This window comes from Pseudomonas sp. MYb2, assembly GCF_002979955.1.
Classification (GTDB): Bacteria; Pseudomonadota; Gammaproteobacteria; order Pseudomonadales; family Pseudomonadaceae; genus Aquipseudomonas.
The window spans coordinates 39,319-54,450 of sequence record NZ_PCQC01000008.1 but is presented as its reverse complement, the minus strand read 5'-3'; the positions used below and the strand labels follow the sequence as shown (position 1 = coordinate 54,450).

Annotated in this window: 11 protein-coding genes; 8 read left to right on the top strand and 3 right to left on the bottom strand. The window is 59.9% G+C overall.

Annotation, left to right across the window (positions count from 1 at the left end; all coding sequences use genetic code 11):
• Positions 1–105: 105 nt before the first annotated feature.
• Entirely contained in the window at positions 106–924 is an 819-nt protein-coding gene (gene tcdA, locus CQ009_RS15645) for a tRNA cyclic N6-threonylcarbamoyladenosine(37) synthase TcdA (RefSeq protein WP_105707322.1), read from the bottom strand.
• A gap of 213 nt (positions 925–1,137) precedes the next feature.
• Here tcdA and CQ009_RS15640 point away from each other — a divergent pair, with 213 nt between their 5' ends.
• The 4 genes from CQ009_RS15640 to CQ009_RS15625 all read left to right on the top strand — a co-directional run bounded on the left by CQ009_RS15640 (position 1,138) and on the right by CQ009_RS15625 (position 6,381).
• On the top strand, positions 1,138–3,729 hold the full coding sequence (locus CQ009_RS15640; RefSeq protein WP_105707320.1) for a glycosyltransferase: 2,592 nt from the start codon (positions 1,138–1,140) through the stop codon (positions 3,727–3,729).
• Between the two features lie 237 nt (positions 3,730–3,966).
• Positions 3,967–5,118, top strand: coding sequence for a succinyl-diaminopimelate desuccinylase (dapE, locus tag CQ009_RS15635; RefSeq protein WP_064393202.1), 1,152 nt, complete (start codon positions 3,967–3,969; stop codon positions 5,116–5,118).
• Positions 5,118–5,927: a putative RNA methyltransferase gene (locus CQ009_RS15630; RefSeq protein WP_105707316.1), complete on the top strand. Its 810-nt coding sequence runs from the start codon at positions 5,118–5,120 to the stop codon at positions 5,925–5,927. The genes dapE and CQ009_RS15630 overlap by 1 nt, the downstream gene beginning before the upstream one ends.
• 76 nt (positions 5,928–6,003) lie before the next feature.
• Positions 6,004–6,381, top strand: coding sequence for a hypothetical protein (locus CQ009_RS15625; protein WP_007908869.1), 378 nt, complete (start codon positions 6,004–6,006; stop codon positions 6,379–6,381).
• 139 nt (positions 6,382–6,520) lie between these two features.
• On the opposite strand, the gene CQ009_RS15620 is transcribed toward CQ009_RS15625, so the two are convergent.
• Positions 6,521–6,730 carry a cold-shock protein gene (locus CQ009_RS15620; protein ID WP_053117589.1) on the bottom strand — a complete coding sequence of 70 codons (210 nt, stop codon included), beginning with the start codon at positions 6,728–6,730 and terminating at the stop codon, positions 6,521–6,523.
• 238 nt (positions 6,731–6,968) lie between these two features.
• Between CQ009_RS15620 and plsB the strand changes: the two genes are divergently transcribed.
• The 4 genes from plsB (at position 6,969) to CQ009_RS15600 (ending at position 11,431) form a co-directional block, all read left to right on the top strand.
• Positions 6,969–9,467 carry a glycerol-3-phosphate 1-O-acyltransferase PlsB gene (gene plsB / locus CQ009_RS15615; protein ID WP_064393204.1) on the top strand — a complete coding sequence of 833 codons (2,499 nt, stop codon included), beginning with the start codon at positions 6,969–6,971 and terminating at the stop codon, positions 9,465–9,467.
• Positions 9,468–9,564: 97 nt separating this feature from the next.
• Positions 9,565–10,251, top strand: a complete 687-nt coding sequence (locus CQ009_RS15610; protein ID WP_105707313.1) for a hypothetical protein — start codon at positions 9,565–9,567, stop codon at positions 10,249–10,251.
• 51 nt (positions 10,252–10,302) lie between these two features.
• A complete protein-coding gene (locus CQ009_RS15605) occupies positions 10,303–10,701 on the top strand; it encodes a YbaY family lipoprotein (RefSeq protein WP_053117584.1) in 399 nt (132 codons plus the stop codon).
• 40 nt (positions 10,702–10,741) lie between these two features.
• Positions 10,742–11,431, top strand: a complete 690-nt coding sequence (locus CQ009_RS15600; protein ID WP_064393207.1) for a DUF4197 domain-containing protein — start codon at positions 10,742–10,744, stop codon at positions 11,429–11,431.
• Positions 11,432–12,060: 629 nt separating this feature from the next.
• On the opposite strand, the gene CQ009_RS15595 is transcribed toward CQ009_RS15600, so the two are convergent.
• Entirely contained in the window at positions 12,061–15,129 is a 3,069-nt protein-coding gene (locus CQ009_RS15595; RefSeq protein WP_105707311.1) for an efflux RND transporter permease subunit, read from the bottom strand.
• Between the last annotated feature and the right edge of the window lie 3 nt (positions 15,130–15,132).

Genomic DNA, 15,132 nt, shown 5'->3' with positions numbered 1-15,132 from the left:
GCTCTGCGTGGGAATGCCTCAACGGACGCTCCGCGTTCGGCTCTGGATGGGACGCGGAGCGTCCCGGGCTGCGTTCCCACGCGGAGCGTGGGAACGATCAACCGGTCAGGCGTCAGATTTGACCCGCTCTGCCGGGCGCCGAACGCCCGCGACAATCTTGTCCACAGCCTTGGTCGCCGCGACCATCCCAAACGTCGCAGTCACCATCATCACCGCACCAAACCCACCCGCGCAGTCCAGTTTCACGCCATCGCCGACGAAACTCTTCTGCAAACAAATGCTGCCATCCGGCTTCGGATAGCGCAGTTGCTCCGTGGAAAACACGCACGGCACGCTGTAATGGCGGGTCACGGTGCGCGAAAAGCCATAATCGCGACGCAACGTCGAACGCACTTTCGAGGCCAGCGGGTCATTGAACGTGCGGTTGAGATCGCACACCTGAATCAGCGTCGGATCAATCTGCCCACCGGCGCCGCCGGTGGTGATGATCTGGATCTTGCGGCGCTTGCACCAGGCGATCAGCGCAGCCTTGGCGTTGACCGCGTCAATGCAGTCAATCACGCAGTCGATGTTCGCCGTGATGTATTCAGCCATGGTCTCGCGGGTGACGAAATCCGCCACCGCGTGCACGGTGCAATCCGGGTTGATCCCGCGCAGACGCTCGGCCATGACCTCGACCTTGGGTTTGCCGACGGTGCTGTCCAGCGCGTGCAACTGACGGTTGGCGTTGCTGACGCAGACGTCATCGAGGTCGAACAGCGAAATCTCGCCAACACCACAACGGGCCATGGCTTCCGCCGCCCAGGAACCGACGCCACCGACGCCGACAATCGCCACATGGGCCGCGCGCAGGCGTTCCAGGCCTTCAATGCCATACAAACGGGCGATGCCTGCAAACCGCGGATCTTCTGTACTCATGACCATTACCCCAAAAACCGGCGCGCATTATAGGGCTACGCGGCGACAAGTTCTAAACATCAGCTACAAGTGTAAGAACTTAAGTCAAAGTCGGCTGCCCAATGTCCGGCATTTCCCTGTCTGATGTACGACTTGCGAACTGCCGGTGTAGGATGCGCGCCCCTCGGGCGTCTAGCCGACCGATCCTTCGTTCCACAGCCTTTGGAACCCGAAATAGCTATGTCATCGCGTAAATTTGGACTCAACCTGGTGGTGGTTCTGGCAATCGCTGCCCTGTTCACCGGTTTCTGGGCGCTGATCAATCGCCCGGTTTCCGCGCCGAACTGGCCGGAGCAGATCTCCGGTTTCTCCTATTCGCCGTTCCAGCAAGGACAATATCCGCAGAAGGATCAGTATCCGTCTGACGAAGAAATGCGCCGCGACCTGGAGATCATGAGCAAGCTGACGGACAACATCCGCATCTACTCGGTCGACGGTTCGCTGCAAGACATCCCGAAACTGGCTGAAGAATTCGGCCTGCGCGTAACGCTGGGGATCTGGATCAGCCCCGATCAGGAACGCAACGAACGGGAAATCACCCGCGCCATCGAGCTGGCCAACACTTCGCGCAGCGTGGTTCGCGTGGTGGTCGGTAACGAAGCGATCTTCCGCAAGGAAATCACCGCGCAAGAGCTGAGCGTATTGCTCGATCGTGTGCGCGCGGCAGTGAAAGTGCCGGTGACCACCTCCGAGCAATGGCACGTCTGGGAAGAACACCCGGAGCTGGCCAAGCACGTTGACCTGATCGCTGCGCACGTTCTGCCGTACTGGGAATTTATTCCGGTCGACAAGGCTGGGCAGTTCGTTTTCGACCGTGCCCGCGACCTGAAAAAGCTCTTCCCGAAAAAACCGCTACTGCTCTCCGAGGTCGGCTGGCCGAGCAACGGTCGCATGCGCGGTGGCGCCGATGCATCGCCGGCGGATCAAGCGATTTACCTGCGTACGCTGGTCAACAAGCTCAACCGCCAAGGCTTCAACTACTTCGTGATCGAAGCGTTTGACCAGCCGTGGAAGGCCAGCGACGAAGGTTCGGTGGGCGCGTACTGGGGCGTGTTCAACGCCGCCCGCCAGCAGAAATTCAACTTCGAAGGCCCGGTGGTTGCGATTCCGCAATGGCGCGTGCTGGCCATCGGTTCGGTGGTGTTGGCGCTGTTGTCGCTGACCTTGCTGATGATCGACGGCTCGGCCCTGCGCCAGCGTGGGCGGATCTTCCTGACCTTTATCGCGTTCCTTTGCGGCTCGGTGCTGGTGTGGATCGGTTACGACTACAGCCTGCAATACAGCACGTGGTTCAGTCTGACCGTCGGGTTCCTCTTGGCGCTCGGCGCGCTCGGGGTGTTTATCGTGTTGCTGACCGAAGCGCATGAACTGGCCGAAGCGGTGTGGATTCACAAGCGCCGGCGCGAATTCCTGCCGGTCGAGGGCGACTCCAGCTATCGCCCGAAAGTCTCGATTCACGTGCCGTGCTACAACGAGCCGCCGGAGATGGTCAAACAGACCCTCGACGCCCTCGCCGCGCTGGATTATCCGGACTACGAAGTCTTGATCATCGACAACAACACCAAGGACCCGGCGGTGTGGGAACCGGTGCGCGACTACTGCGAAACCCTCGGCCCGCGCTTCAAGTTCTTCCACGTCTCGCCCCTGGCCGGTTTCAAGGGCGGCGCGCTGAACTACCTGATTCCACACACCGCCAAGGACGCCGAAGTAATCGCGGTGATCGACTCCGATTACTGCGTGCACCCGAACTGGCTCAAGCACATGGTGCCGCACTTCGCCGACCCGAAAATCGCGGTGGTGCAGTCGCCGCAGGATTATCGCGACCAGAACGAAAGCACCTTCAAGAAGCTCTGCTACGCCGAATACAAAGGCTTCTTCCACATCGGCATGGTCACCCGTAATGACCGTGACGCGATCATTCAGCACGGCACCATGACCATGACCCGTCGTTCGGTGCTGGAAGAGTTGGGTTGGGCCGACTGGTGCATCTGTGAAGACGCCGAACTCGGTCTGCGCGTGTTCGAAAAAGGCCTGTCGGCGGCGTATTACCACGACAGCTACGGCAAGGGTCTGATGCCGGATACGTTTATCGACTTCAAAAAACAGCGTTTCCGCTGGGCTTACGGTGCGATTCAGATCATCAAGCGTCACACCGGCAGCCTGCTGCGCGGCAAGGACACCGAACTGACGCGCGGCCAGCGTTACCACTTCCTCGCGGGCTGGTTGCCGTGGGTCGCGGATGGCATGAACATCTTCTTCACCGTCGGCGCGTTGTTGTGGTCGGCGGCGATGATCATCGTGCCGCAGCGGGTCGATCCGCCGCTGCTGATCTTCGCAATTCCGCCGCTGGCGCTGTTCGTGTTCAAGGTCGGCAAGATCATCTTCCTCTACCGTCGCGCCGTCGGCGTGAACCTGAAAGATGCCTTCTGCGCCGCGCTGGCCGGGCTGGCGTTGTCGCACACCATCGCCAAAGCGGTGCTGTACGGCTTCTTCACCACCAGCATTCCGTTCTTCCGCACACCGAAAAACGCCGACAACCATGGTTTCTGGGTGGCGATTTCCGAAGCGCGGGAAGAGCTGTTCATCATGCTGCTGTTGTGGGGCGCGGCGCTGGGGATCTACCTGGTCAACGGCATCCCGAGCAACGACATGCGCTTCTGGGTGGTGATGTTGCTGGTGCAGTCGCTGCCGTATCTGGCGGCGCTGATCATGGCGTTCCTGTCGTCGCTGCCGAAACCGGCCGCTGCGGCTGAGCCGGCGCCGGTCGTCTAAATCCTCATCGATGCACTAAACGGCGGCCAATGGTCGCCGTTTTGCTTTAAGATAACCGCCATTTTGCGGGGCTTGGCGGCGTTCGGCTCATTGGCCGAACCCAATTCCTGTAGGAGTGAGCCTGCTCGCGATAGCGGTGTAACAATCAATAGTTACGTTGACTGACACACCGCTATCGCGAGCAGGCTCACTCCTACAGTTAGTCCGCGCCCACATTCATGATCTTCGGAGTTTTCCATGACGGCCCACGCCGACCTTTCGCCGACCCTCCAACTCGCCATCGACCTGATCCGCCGTCCGTCCGTGACGCCGGTCGACGCCGATTGCCAGAAGCAGATGATGCAGCGCCTGGGCGATGCCGGTTTCAATCTCGAGCCGATGCGCATCGAAGATGTGGATAACTTCTGGGCGACCCACGGCACCAACGACGGCCCGGTGCTGTGCTTTGCCGGCCACACCGACGTAGTGCCGACCGGCCCGGTTACCGCGTGGCAGATCGACCCGTTCAACGCCGTGATCGATGAACACGGCATGCTCTGCGGCCGTGGCGCGGCAGACATGAAAGGCAGCCTGGCGTCGATGACCGTTGCCGCCGAGCGCTTTGTCGCCGACTATCCGAACCACAAAGGCAAGGTCGCGTTCCTGATTACCAGCGACGAAGAAGGCCCGGCGCACCACGGCACCAAAGCCGTAGTCGAGCGTCTGGCCGCGCGCAACGAGCGTCTGGACTGGTGCATCGTCGGCGAACCGTCGAGCACCACGCTGGTTGGCGACGTGGTCAAAAACGGTCGTCGCGGCTCGCTGGGCGCCAAGCTCACCGTCAAAGGCATTCAGGGCCACGTCGCTTACCCGCATCTGGCGAAGAACCCGATCCACCTCGCCGCTCCGGCACTGGCCGAACTGGCCGCCGAGCATTGGGATCACGGCAACGATTTCTTTCCGCCGACCAGTTTCCAGATTTCCAACGTCAACTCCGGCACCGGCGCGACCAACGTGATTCCCGGCGATCTGGTGGCGGTGTTCAACTTCCGTTTCTCCACCGAATCGACCGTCGAAGGCCTGCAGAAACGTGTTGCCGATATTCTCGACAAACACGATCTGGACTGGCACATCGACTGGGCGCTGTCCGGCCTGCCGTTCCTCACCGAACCGGGCGCACTGCTCGACGCGGTGTCGGCGAGCATCAAGGACATCACCGGTCGCGAGACCAAGGCGTCCACCAGCGGTGGCACGTCCGATGGCCGCTTCATCGCGACCATGGGCACGCAAGTGGTTGAACTGGGCCCGGTCAACGCGACCATCCACCAGGTCAACGAGCGTGTATTGGCAGCGGATCTCGACGTGTTGACCGAGATCTACTACCAGACCCTGATCAAGTTGCTCGCCTGATGCTTGCTTGCCCCATTTGCAGTGAACCGCTTAATGCGGTGGACAACGGCGTGGTCTGCCCCGCCGGCCACCGCTTCGACCGTGCGCGCCAGGGTTACCTGAACCTGCTGCCGGTGCAGCACAAGAACAGCCGCGACCCTGGCGATAATCAGGCCATGGTCGAGGCGCGTCGCGACTTCTTGAACGCCGGGCATTACGCGCCGGTGGCCAAGCGACTGGCCGAACTGGCAGCGAGTTATGCGCCGGATCGCTGGGTCGACATCGGTTGTGGCGAGGGTTATTACACCGCGCAGATCGCCGAGGCCTTGCCGAACGCTGATGGCTACGCGCTGGATATTTCCCGTGAAGCGGTCAAACGCGCCTGCAAACGCAACCCGGCAATCACCTGGTTGATCGCCAGCATGGCCCGCGTGCCGTTGGCGTCGGGCAGTTGCCAGTTTCTCGCCAGTGTTTTCAGTCCTTTGGATTGGGAAGAGGCCAAGCGCTTGCTCAGTGTCGGCGGCGGTCTGATGAAAGTCGGCCCGACCAGCGGCCACTTGATGGAGTTACGCGAACGCCTGTACGACGAAGTGCGCGAGTACACCGACGACAAGCATCTAGCCTTGGTGCCGCAAGGCATGGCGCTGGCGCACAGTGAAACCCTGGAATTCAAACTGACGCTGGACAAGCCCGAGGATCGCGCCAACCTGTTGGCGATGACGCCCCACGGCTGGCGCGCCAGTGCCGAACGTCGCGCGGCGGTGATCGAACAGGCCGAGCCGTTCGAGACCACCGTGTCGATGCGCTACGATTATTTCGTTCTTCAATAAACTTTTGGTCTCGGGCAAATGCCCGGGGCCGGCTAAATCCGCGAATGGATTTTTCAGACCCGCAGTGAGGACATCCATGCGCCAACCGGATATCGAGATTTACCTGAAAGACGCCGACGTCGACCACAAGGCCATTTCTGCCTGGCTGGGCGCCGCATTGGGCCCATGCAGTGACTGGGTACAAAAAGGCCAGACTTACAAATGCAAGGCAGGCAACGTGCCCGTGACCTGGCTGCCGAAAGCCGTGGGCAAATGGAACAGCCTGTACCTGGAAAGCGACCAGACGCCATGGGACGACGACATCGCCTGCGCCCGCGCCGCATTTGCTGCGCTGAACGTCGAAGTGCGCTGCGCGCCGGGCACGTGGGTCGAGGAAGAAGGTGAAGAGACGGCGGATCGCTGGATGCGCATCAGCGCAGACGGTGAAGAAGAAATCACCTGGAAAACCGCTTAAAAGCAAAAGATCGTCCGAAGGCTGCGATCTTTGATCGTTCCCACGCTCCGCGTGGGAATGCAGTCCGGGACGCTCTGCGTCCCAAAGCGAACGCGGAGCGTCCGTTGAGGCATTCCCACGCAGAGCGTGGGAACGATCATTACAGGCCTACAACATCCTCAGCCTGCAAACCCTTCTCGCCAGTAATCACCGCGTATTCAACCTGCTGACCTTCAGCCAGCGACCGATGCCCTTCGCCGCGAATCGCGCGGTAGTGCACGAACACGTCCACCCCGTCTTCGCGCTGGATAAAGCCGTAGCCCTTGGCGTCGTTGAACCACTTCACGTTGCCGGTTTCACGTGTTGCCATCTGTTCATACTCCTTTTTTATTATTGAACAGGCTTTTCGCAGGAAAGCCTTAGAGGAACGTCAGCCTGCGTCCGACGTCCATACAAGGGCCCCGGCGACAGACCGCCGAGTATATGACAGGTGCGAAAAGTCTCAACAGGAGATTACTTCGCCGCTTTTTTGCCGATTTTCGGTGAATACGGCAAACTGTCGACCTCCCGAGCAACCGCTCGGTTTTATCCACTCATGCAGAAGCCGTATGACCCGTTCCCCGTTCCGCCGTCTTGTGTTTGGCACCCTGCGCCGACTGTTGTACCTCTGGGTTCGCTCGGAGACGATCAACCAGTCGTCGTTCACCCTCAACCTCGACCGCAGTCGTCCGGTGTTCTACGTCCTGCAAAACCCTTCGCTGACCGATCTGGCGGTGCTCGACACCGAGTGCACCAAGGCCGGCCTGCCGCGTCCGGTGCTGCCGGTGTCGGTGGGGCCGCTGATTGAACCGGCGGCGTTTTTCTACCTGACACCGGATCCGGACTGGCTCGGCCGTCAGGACAAACGCGGTGCGCCGCCGACCTTGACCCGACTGGTCAGCGCCCTCACGCAGAACGCTGCTGAAGATGCGCAAATTATCCCGGTCAGCGTGTTCTGGGGTCAGTCACCGGACAGCGAAAACAGTCCGTGGAAACTGCTGTTTGCTGACAGCTGGGCCGTTACCGGGCGCCTGCGTCGGCTGCTGAGCATCATCGTCCTCGGGCGCAAAACCCGCGTGCAGTTCTCCGCGCCGATTCACCTGCGCGAACTGATCGAGCACAACAAGGGCCACGAACGCACCGTGCGCATGGCCCAGCGGATCCTGCGCGTGCACTTCCGCAACCTCAAAGCCGCTGTCATCGGCCCGGACATTTCCCACCGTCGCAACCTGGTCAAAGGCCTGCTCAACCAGCCGCTGGTCAAGCAAGCGATCCTCGACGAAGCCGAGCGCGAAAACATCTCCGCGGAAAAAGCCAAGGCCCAGGCCCTGCGCTACGGCAACGAGATCGCCTCGGACTACACCTACACCGCGATCCGCTTCCTCGAAGTGGTGCTGAGCTGGTTCTGGAACAAGATTTACGACGGTATCAAGGTCAACCACATCGAAGGTGTGCAGAAAGTCGCGCAGGGTCACGAAGTGATCTACGTGCCGTGCCACCGCAGCCACATCGACTACCTGCTGCTCTCGTATTTGCTGTTCCGCAACGGCCTGACCCCGCCGCACATCGCCGCTGGGATCAACCTGAACATGCCGGTGATCGGCAGCCTGCTCCGTCGCGGCGGTGCGTTCTTCATGCGCCGCACATTCAAGGGCAATCCGCTGTACACCTCGGTGTTCAACGAGTACCTGCACACGCTGTTCACCAAAGGTTTCCCGGTCGAGTACTTCGTTGAAGGCGGCCGCTCACGCACTGGACGCATGCTGCAACCGAAAACCGGCATGCTCGCGATTACGATGCGCAGCTTCCTGCGTTCGTCGCGGATGCCGATCGTGTTTGTGCCGGTGTACATCGGCTATGAACGCGTACTGGAAGGTCGCACTTACCTCGGCGAACTGCGCGGGGCGAGCAAGAAGAAAGAGTCGATCTTCGACATTTTCAAAGTCATCGGCGCGCTCAAGCAGCGTTTCGGTCAGGTCGCCGTCAACTTCGGTGAGCCGATCAAACTGGCGGAATTCCTCGACGCCGAACAACCGGACTGGCGCCAGCAGGATCTCGGCCCGCAGTACAAACCAGCGTGGCTTAACGAAACCACCAATCGCCTCGGTGAGAAAGTCGCGCAGCATTTGAACGAAGCGGCGGCGATCAACCCGGTCAACCTGGTGGCGCTGGCGCTGCTGTCGACCACACGTCTGGCACTGGATGATCGCGCCATGGCCCGGGTGCTCGATCTGTACCTGGCGTTGCTGCGCAAGGTCCCGTATTCGCCGCACACCACGCTGCCGGAAGGCGATGGTCGTGCGCTGATCGAGCACGTTAAGGACATGGACCTGCTCGCCGAGCAGAACGATGCGCTGGGCAAGATTCTCTATCTCGATGAGCAGAACGCCGTCCTGATGACCTACTACCGCAACAACGTACTGCACATCTTCGCCCTGCCGGCGCTGTTGGCGAGTTTCTTCCAGAGTGCGTCGCGCATGAGCCGCGAACAGATCCTGCGTTACACCCGCGCGCTGTATCCGTACCTGCAATCGGAGCTGTTCATTCGCTGGACGCTGGACGAACTGGACGGTGTGGTCGATCAATGGCTGGAAGCGTTCGTCGAGCAAGGCTTGCTGCGCTTCGAGAAAGACGTCTACCTGCGTCCGGCGCCAAGTTCGCGGCATTTCGTCCTGCTGACACTGCTGTCGAAGAGCATCGCGCAGACCTTGCAGCGCTTCTACATGACCGTGTCCTTGCTGCTCAACAGCGGCCAGAACAGCATCAGCGCCGAAGAGCTGGAAGACCTCTGCACGGTCATGGCCCAGCGCCTGTCGATCCTCCATGGCCTCAACGCCCCGGAGTTCTTCGACAAGAGCCTGTTCCGCCACTTCATCCAGACCCTGCTCGACCTCGACGTGCTGCGTCGCGACGAGGCCGGCAAACTGAGTTATCACGAGCTGCTCGGCGAACTCGCCGAAGGTGCGGCCAAACGTGTGTTACCGGCGGAGATTCGTTTGTCGATCCGTCAGGTGGCTCTGCATCGCAGTGAAGATGCTGCAGAAACAGCGGTAACTGCCGAAGGCTGAAACGTGCCGATAACTAACGGAGAGCCCGCCGGGTTCTCCCGTTAGTTGATTCGTGGATAAATAGGCTCACTTTAAAAATCGCGATAAGGATATCGAGATGAGCCCGCTGCACGAACAAACTCCCATCGTCACCGTCGACTTCCGTTTGCCCCCAAACTTCCGCGCTCCTGTGGGCGGTGAGAATGAAACGGTGGTCAGCGTCAAAGTGGTTAACTCCACTTCTCCGATCAACATCAAAGACTGGCGGCACTCTTCAGTCTTCGATGTCGACTGGAAATTTTCTTTCCCGCATCACTACAGCGATGTCGGCGTGAAGTATCAGATCAACGTTCAGATGTTCCATGAGCAACAGCCTTTGCTCGTGGCGCTGGACTACTTCGTTGTCGTCAACAAAGCTCCGCACCGGCAGACGCTGCACTTGAGCCCGATCGGCTTTCTGTATGTAGAAGTTCAGGAGCCCAGTGTCGTTGCTGAACATGAAGCCGTGACGATAAGCCTGCACGATGTGGATCGTCCCGACACACAACTTGCGCGGGTCACTCACGATGAACGAGCCGCCACTTCGTTTTATCTGCAATACGATCCGGCGAGTGTTATCCCTGGCAAACGCTATGCACTAAGCGGCACTGAAAATCGCTACCACCAATCCATTCTGGTCACGCCGTGGCATGTCGAACTTGCGCCGGTTTCGCCGTCGTTGAGTTCGCGGCTATCGCAGTGGATCTCGCAGTGGCTGGAGAAACCATTACGTTTGTTCACTGACGTTGATGGCAAAATCCGCTAGATTTCTCTTCGGCGCCGGGATTCTTCCGGCGCAAAAGTATTAGAGGTTCCGATGAAAAAACTCACCCTTCTCGCCGCTGCCACGCTGTTGAGCGCCTGCCAATCGACCACCCCCGCCGGCAAGGCCAGCCTCGATGGCGAAGTGTTCTACTTGCAACGCATCGCCCTGCCACCGAGCGCGACCCTGAGCGTGAGCCTGCAAGACGTTTCCCTCGCCGACGCCCCGGCGGTCGTGCTCGACGAGCAGAAAGGCCCGATCAAAGGCCAGGTGCCACTGCCGTTCCATTTGAGCTACGATCCGGCGCAGGTCAAACCCGGCCACCGTTATTCGGTCAGCGCGCGTATCGAAGTCAACGGTGAGCTGATGTTCATCACTACCGAAAACCACGCCGTGCAACTCGACGGCAACGACCCGCAGCCGCTGAAAATCCGCGTCGACGCGATTCGTTGATTCATTGTCCGCCACCACTTTCTGCAACAAGGAAGCCGCCATGCTGCGCCCTACCCTTCGCTTCGCCGGCCTGTGCGCCGGCCTGATGATCAGCGCCAACGCTCTGGCCCTGTCACTCAGCGACCTGTCCCAACAAGACGCCACCGGCGGCCTCAAGGATGCCCTGACCCAAGGCGCGCAAATCGCCGTCAAACAACTGGGCACCCCGGGCGGCTTCAGCAACAACCCCGACGTGAAAATCGAACTGCCGGGCAAACTCGGCAAAGCCGCGAGCAAGATGAAAGCCTTCGGCATGGGCGCCCAGGTTGAAGAACTCGAAACCGCGATGAACAAAGCGGCAGAAAGTGCAGTGACCCAAGCCCAGCCAATCCTCGTCGACGCCGTGAAAAAAATGAGCGTCGCCGACGCCAAAGGCATCCTCAGCGGCGGTACGGATTCGGCCACGCAATACCTCGACAAATCCAGCCGCGAACAGATCCGCGCCAAGTTCCTGCCGATCGTCAAACAGGCGACCGACAAAGTCGGCGTGGCGCAAAAGTACAACTCATTTGCTGGTCAGGCCGCTGCGTTTGGCGTTGTTGATGCGAAAAGCGCGAATGTCGAAAACTACGTGACCGAACAAGCGCTGAATGGCTTGTTCGAAATGATCGGCAAACAAGAAGAAACCATCCGCAAGAACCCGGCCGCTGCGGCGACGAGTCTGGCGAAGAAAGTCTTCGGCACGTTGTAACGTCCCGTGTAGGAGCTGCCGCAGGCTGCTCCTACAGGTTTTGTGTTGGAGTCGGTGCATTCAGCTTCAAAATGGTCGGCTGGAAGGACGCCATCGCCAGCAGGGCTAGCTCCCACAATTCGATTCGGTGCATTCAGGTAGAGCATGGTCGCTGGCAGGCCGCCTTCGCGAGCAGACTCGCTCCCACAGAAAGCAAAAACAGGATCAAAAGATCGCAGCCTTCGTCACCTCCTCCACCAAACCCGCGGCGTAGCCGCACCACTCAACAATGAGCGCAAGCTCGAGTAAAGCTTTTGATCTTGCCATGCCGGCCCCATCGGTAGGCTGAGTGGAGGGGTTGATCCGGGGGTGGGAGCGCAGCGACCGTTTGGCGCAGCCAAACACATCGAGAGGAGGTGCAGCGAAGCAAACCGTAGGCGATGCCCCCCGGATCGATCCCGGAGCGAAGGAACCCCGAGCCCCAGCGAGCGGGCCGAACGCCGGGGCCCAGCCTTTTGCTTACTTTTCGGCGCCTGGAAAAGTGAGTCGCCGTAAGGGCGAAACCGCCAGCCGCCCCACCCGCAGAAACGGATATTCACCCAAACCCCAAGAACATGGTCGGCCCGAAGGCCGCCACGTAACAAAAAAGATCACCCCTCGCGCCGAACCCGGAACCAAGCCGCATACAACGCCGGCAAAAACAACAACGTCAGCGCAGTCGCAACAATCAACCCACCCATGATCGCCACCGCCATCGGCCCAAAAAACACACTGCGCGACAACGGAATCATCGCCAGCACCGCCGCCAACGCCGTCAACACAATCGGCCTGAAGCGTCGAACCGTAGCCTCGATAATCGCCTGCCAAGGCTTAAGCCCGGAAGCAATATCCTGCTCGATCTGATCCACCAGAATCACCGAATTGCGCATGATCATCCCCGACAACGCAATCGTCCCCAACATCGCCACAAAGCCGAACGGCTGACGAAACACCATCAAAAACAGCACCACCCCGATCAACCCCAACGGCGCCGTCAAAAACACCATCGCCGTGCGTGAAAAACTGCGCAACTGCACCATCAGCAACGTCAGCACCACGACAATGAACATCGGCACCCCGGCATTCACCGACTTCTGCCCCCGCTCGGAATCCTCCACCGTGCCACCGACATCCAACAGATAACCATCGGGCAACTCGGCGCGAATCGAATCCAGCGTCGGCATGATCTGCTTCACCAGCGTCGCCGGCTGCTCCTTGCCATAAATATCGGCACGTACGGTCACGTTCGGCAAGCGATTGCGATGCCAGATAATCCCTTCCTCAAAGCCATATTCCAGCGTGGCAATCTGCGACAGCGCCACACTGCGGCCGTTGTCCGTCGGCACCGCCAGACTCGGCAGCAACGACAATTCAGTGCGTTCATGAACCGTGCCGCGCAGCAGAATCTCGATCAATTCGTTGTCTTCGCGATACTGGCTGACACTCGAACCGGTCAACGAACTCTGCAGAAATTTCGCCAGATTCGCCGTGCTCACACCCAACGCCCGGGCACGATCCTGATCGATGTTCAGGTACACCACCTTGCTCGGCTCTTCCCAATCCAGATGCACATTGACCACATGCGGATTCTCGCGAACCTTGGCCGCGACTTTACGCGCCAGCGCACGAACCTCTTCGATGTGCTCCCCCGTCACGCGAAACTGCACCGGATAGCCAACCGGCGGGCCGTTTTCCAGGCGCGTGACCCGCGAACGCAGCGCCGGAAATTGCTCGTTAAGCGTCTCGATCAACCAAGTGCGCAGCGCCTCACGCTCTTCGATGGTCTTCGCCAACACCACAAACTGCGCGAAGCTCGCCGCCGGCAGTTGCTGATCCAGCGGCAAATAGAAACGCGGTGATCCGGTGCCGACGTAAGCCACGTAATTTTCGATGCCGGCGTGATCCTTGAGCATCGCCTCCAGCCGTTTGACTTCACCGGTGGTATTGGCCAGTGAAGCGCCTTCGGCCAGTTTCAGATCGACCATCAACTCCAGTCGATTTGAGGCCGGGAAGAATTGCTGCGGGACGAAGCGGAACAACATCACCGAGGCAATAAACAGCCCGACTGTCAGCACGATCACGGTCTTGCGATGCGCGACGCACCACTCCACCAAGCGCCGAACGCGCTGATAAAACGGCGTGCCATACGGATCCGGCTGACCGTCACCCGTGCCATGTTTGGCCGCATGAATTTTCGCCAGATCCGGCAGGAGTTTTTCCCCCAGATACGGCACAAACACCACCGCCGCGACCCAGGACGCGAGCAACGCGATGGTCACCACCTGGAAGATCGAGCGTGTGTACTCGCCAGTACCGGACTGCGCCATGGCAATCGGCAAAAAGCCGGCGGCGGTGATCAATGTGCCGGTGAGCATCGGGAACGCGGTGCTGGTCCAGGCATAACTCGCCGCACGGATGCGGTCGAAGCCCTGCTCCATTTTGATCGCCATCATTTCCACGGCAATGATCGCGTCGTCCACCAGCAAACCCAGCGCCAGCACCAACGCGCCAAGGGAGATTTTGTGCAGGCCGATGCCCAGGTAATACATGCAGGCGAAGGTCATCGCCAGCACCAACGGAATGGTCAGCGCCACCACCATGCCGGTGCGCACGCCGAGGGAGAAGAAGCTCACCAGCAAGACAATCGCCAGCGCTTCGACCAGTACCTGAACAAACTCGCCAACCCCGGTTTTCACCGCTGCCGGTTGATCGGAAACCTTGCGCAATTGCATACCGGCCGGAAGGTTTTTCTGGATGCGCGAGAACTCGCCTTCCAGTGCCTTACCCAGCACCAGAATGTCGCCGCCATCCTTCATCGCCACCGCCAGCCCAATCGCGTCTTCGCCCATGAAGCGCATGCGCGGCGCCGGAGGATCGTTGAAACCGCGACGCACATCGGCGACATCGGAGATCCGAAACGTACGATCACCGACGCGGATCGGGAAGTTTTTTATCTCCTCGACCGTCTGAAAATTCCCCGAGACCCGTAGCTGCAAGCGCTCACTGCCGGTTTCGAAGAACCCGGCGGTCGACACCGCGTTCTGCTCTTGCAGCGCCTGTTGCACCGCCGCCAGCGGCAAGCCGAGGGTCGCCAGTTTGACGTTGGACAGTTCGACCCAGATCTTCTCGTCCTGCAAACCGAGCAAGTCGACCTTGCCGACATCCTTGACCCGCTGCAGCTGGATCTGGATGCGATCGGCGTAATCCTTGAGCACCGCGTAATCGAAACCGTCGCCGGTCAGCGCATAGATATTGCCGAACGTGGTGCCGAATTCATCGTTGAAAAACGGCCCCTGAATGTCCGGCGGCAAGGTCTGGCGAATATCACTGACCTTCTTGCGCACCTGGTACCAGAGGTCGGGGATTTGCTTGGAGTGCATCGAGTCGCGGGCAATGAACGTGACTTGCGATTCACCGGGGCGCGAGAACGACACGATGCGCTCGTACTCGCCGGTTTCCATCAGTTTCTTTTCGATGCGTTCGGTGACCTGACGCGAGACTTCCTGCGCGGTCGCTCCCGGCCAGCGGGTCTGGATGACCATGGCTTTGAAAGTAAACGGCGGGTCTTCGCTCTGGCCGAGTTTGGTGTAGGACAACGCACCGACGATGGCCAGCAAAAGCATCAGGAACAGTACGATCTGGCGATTACGCAGCGCCCATTCGGAAAGGTTGAAGCGCATCGG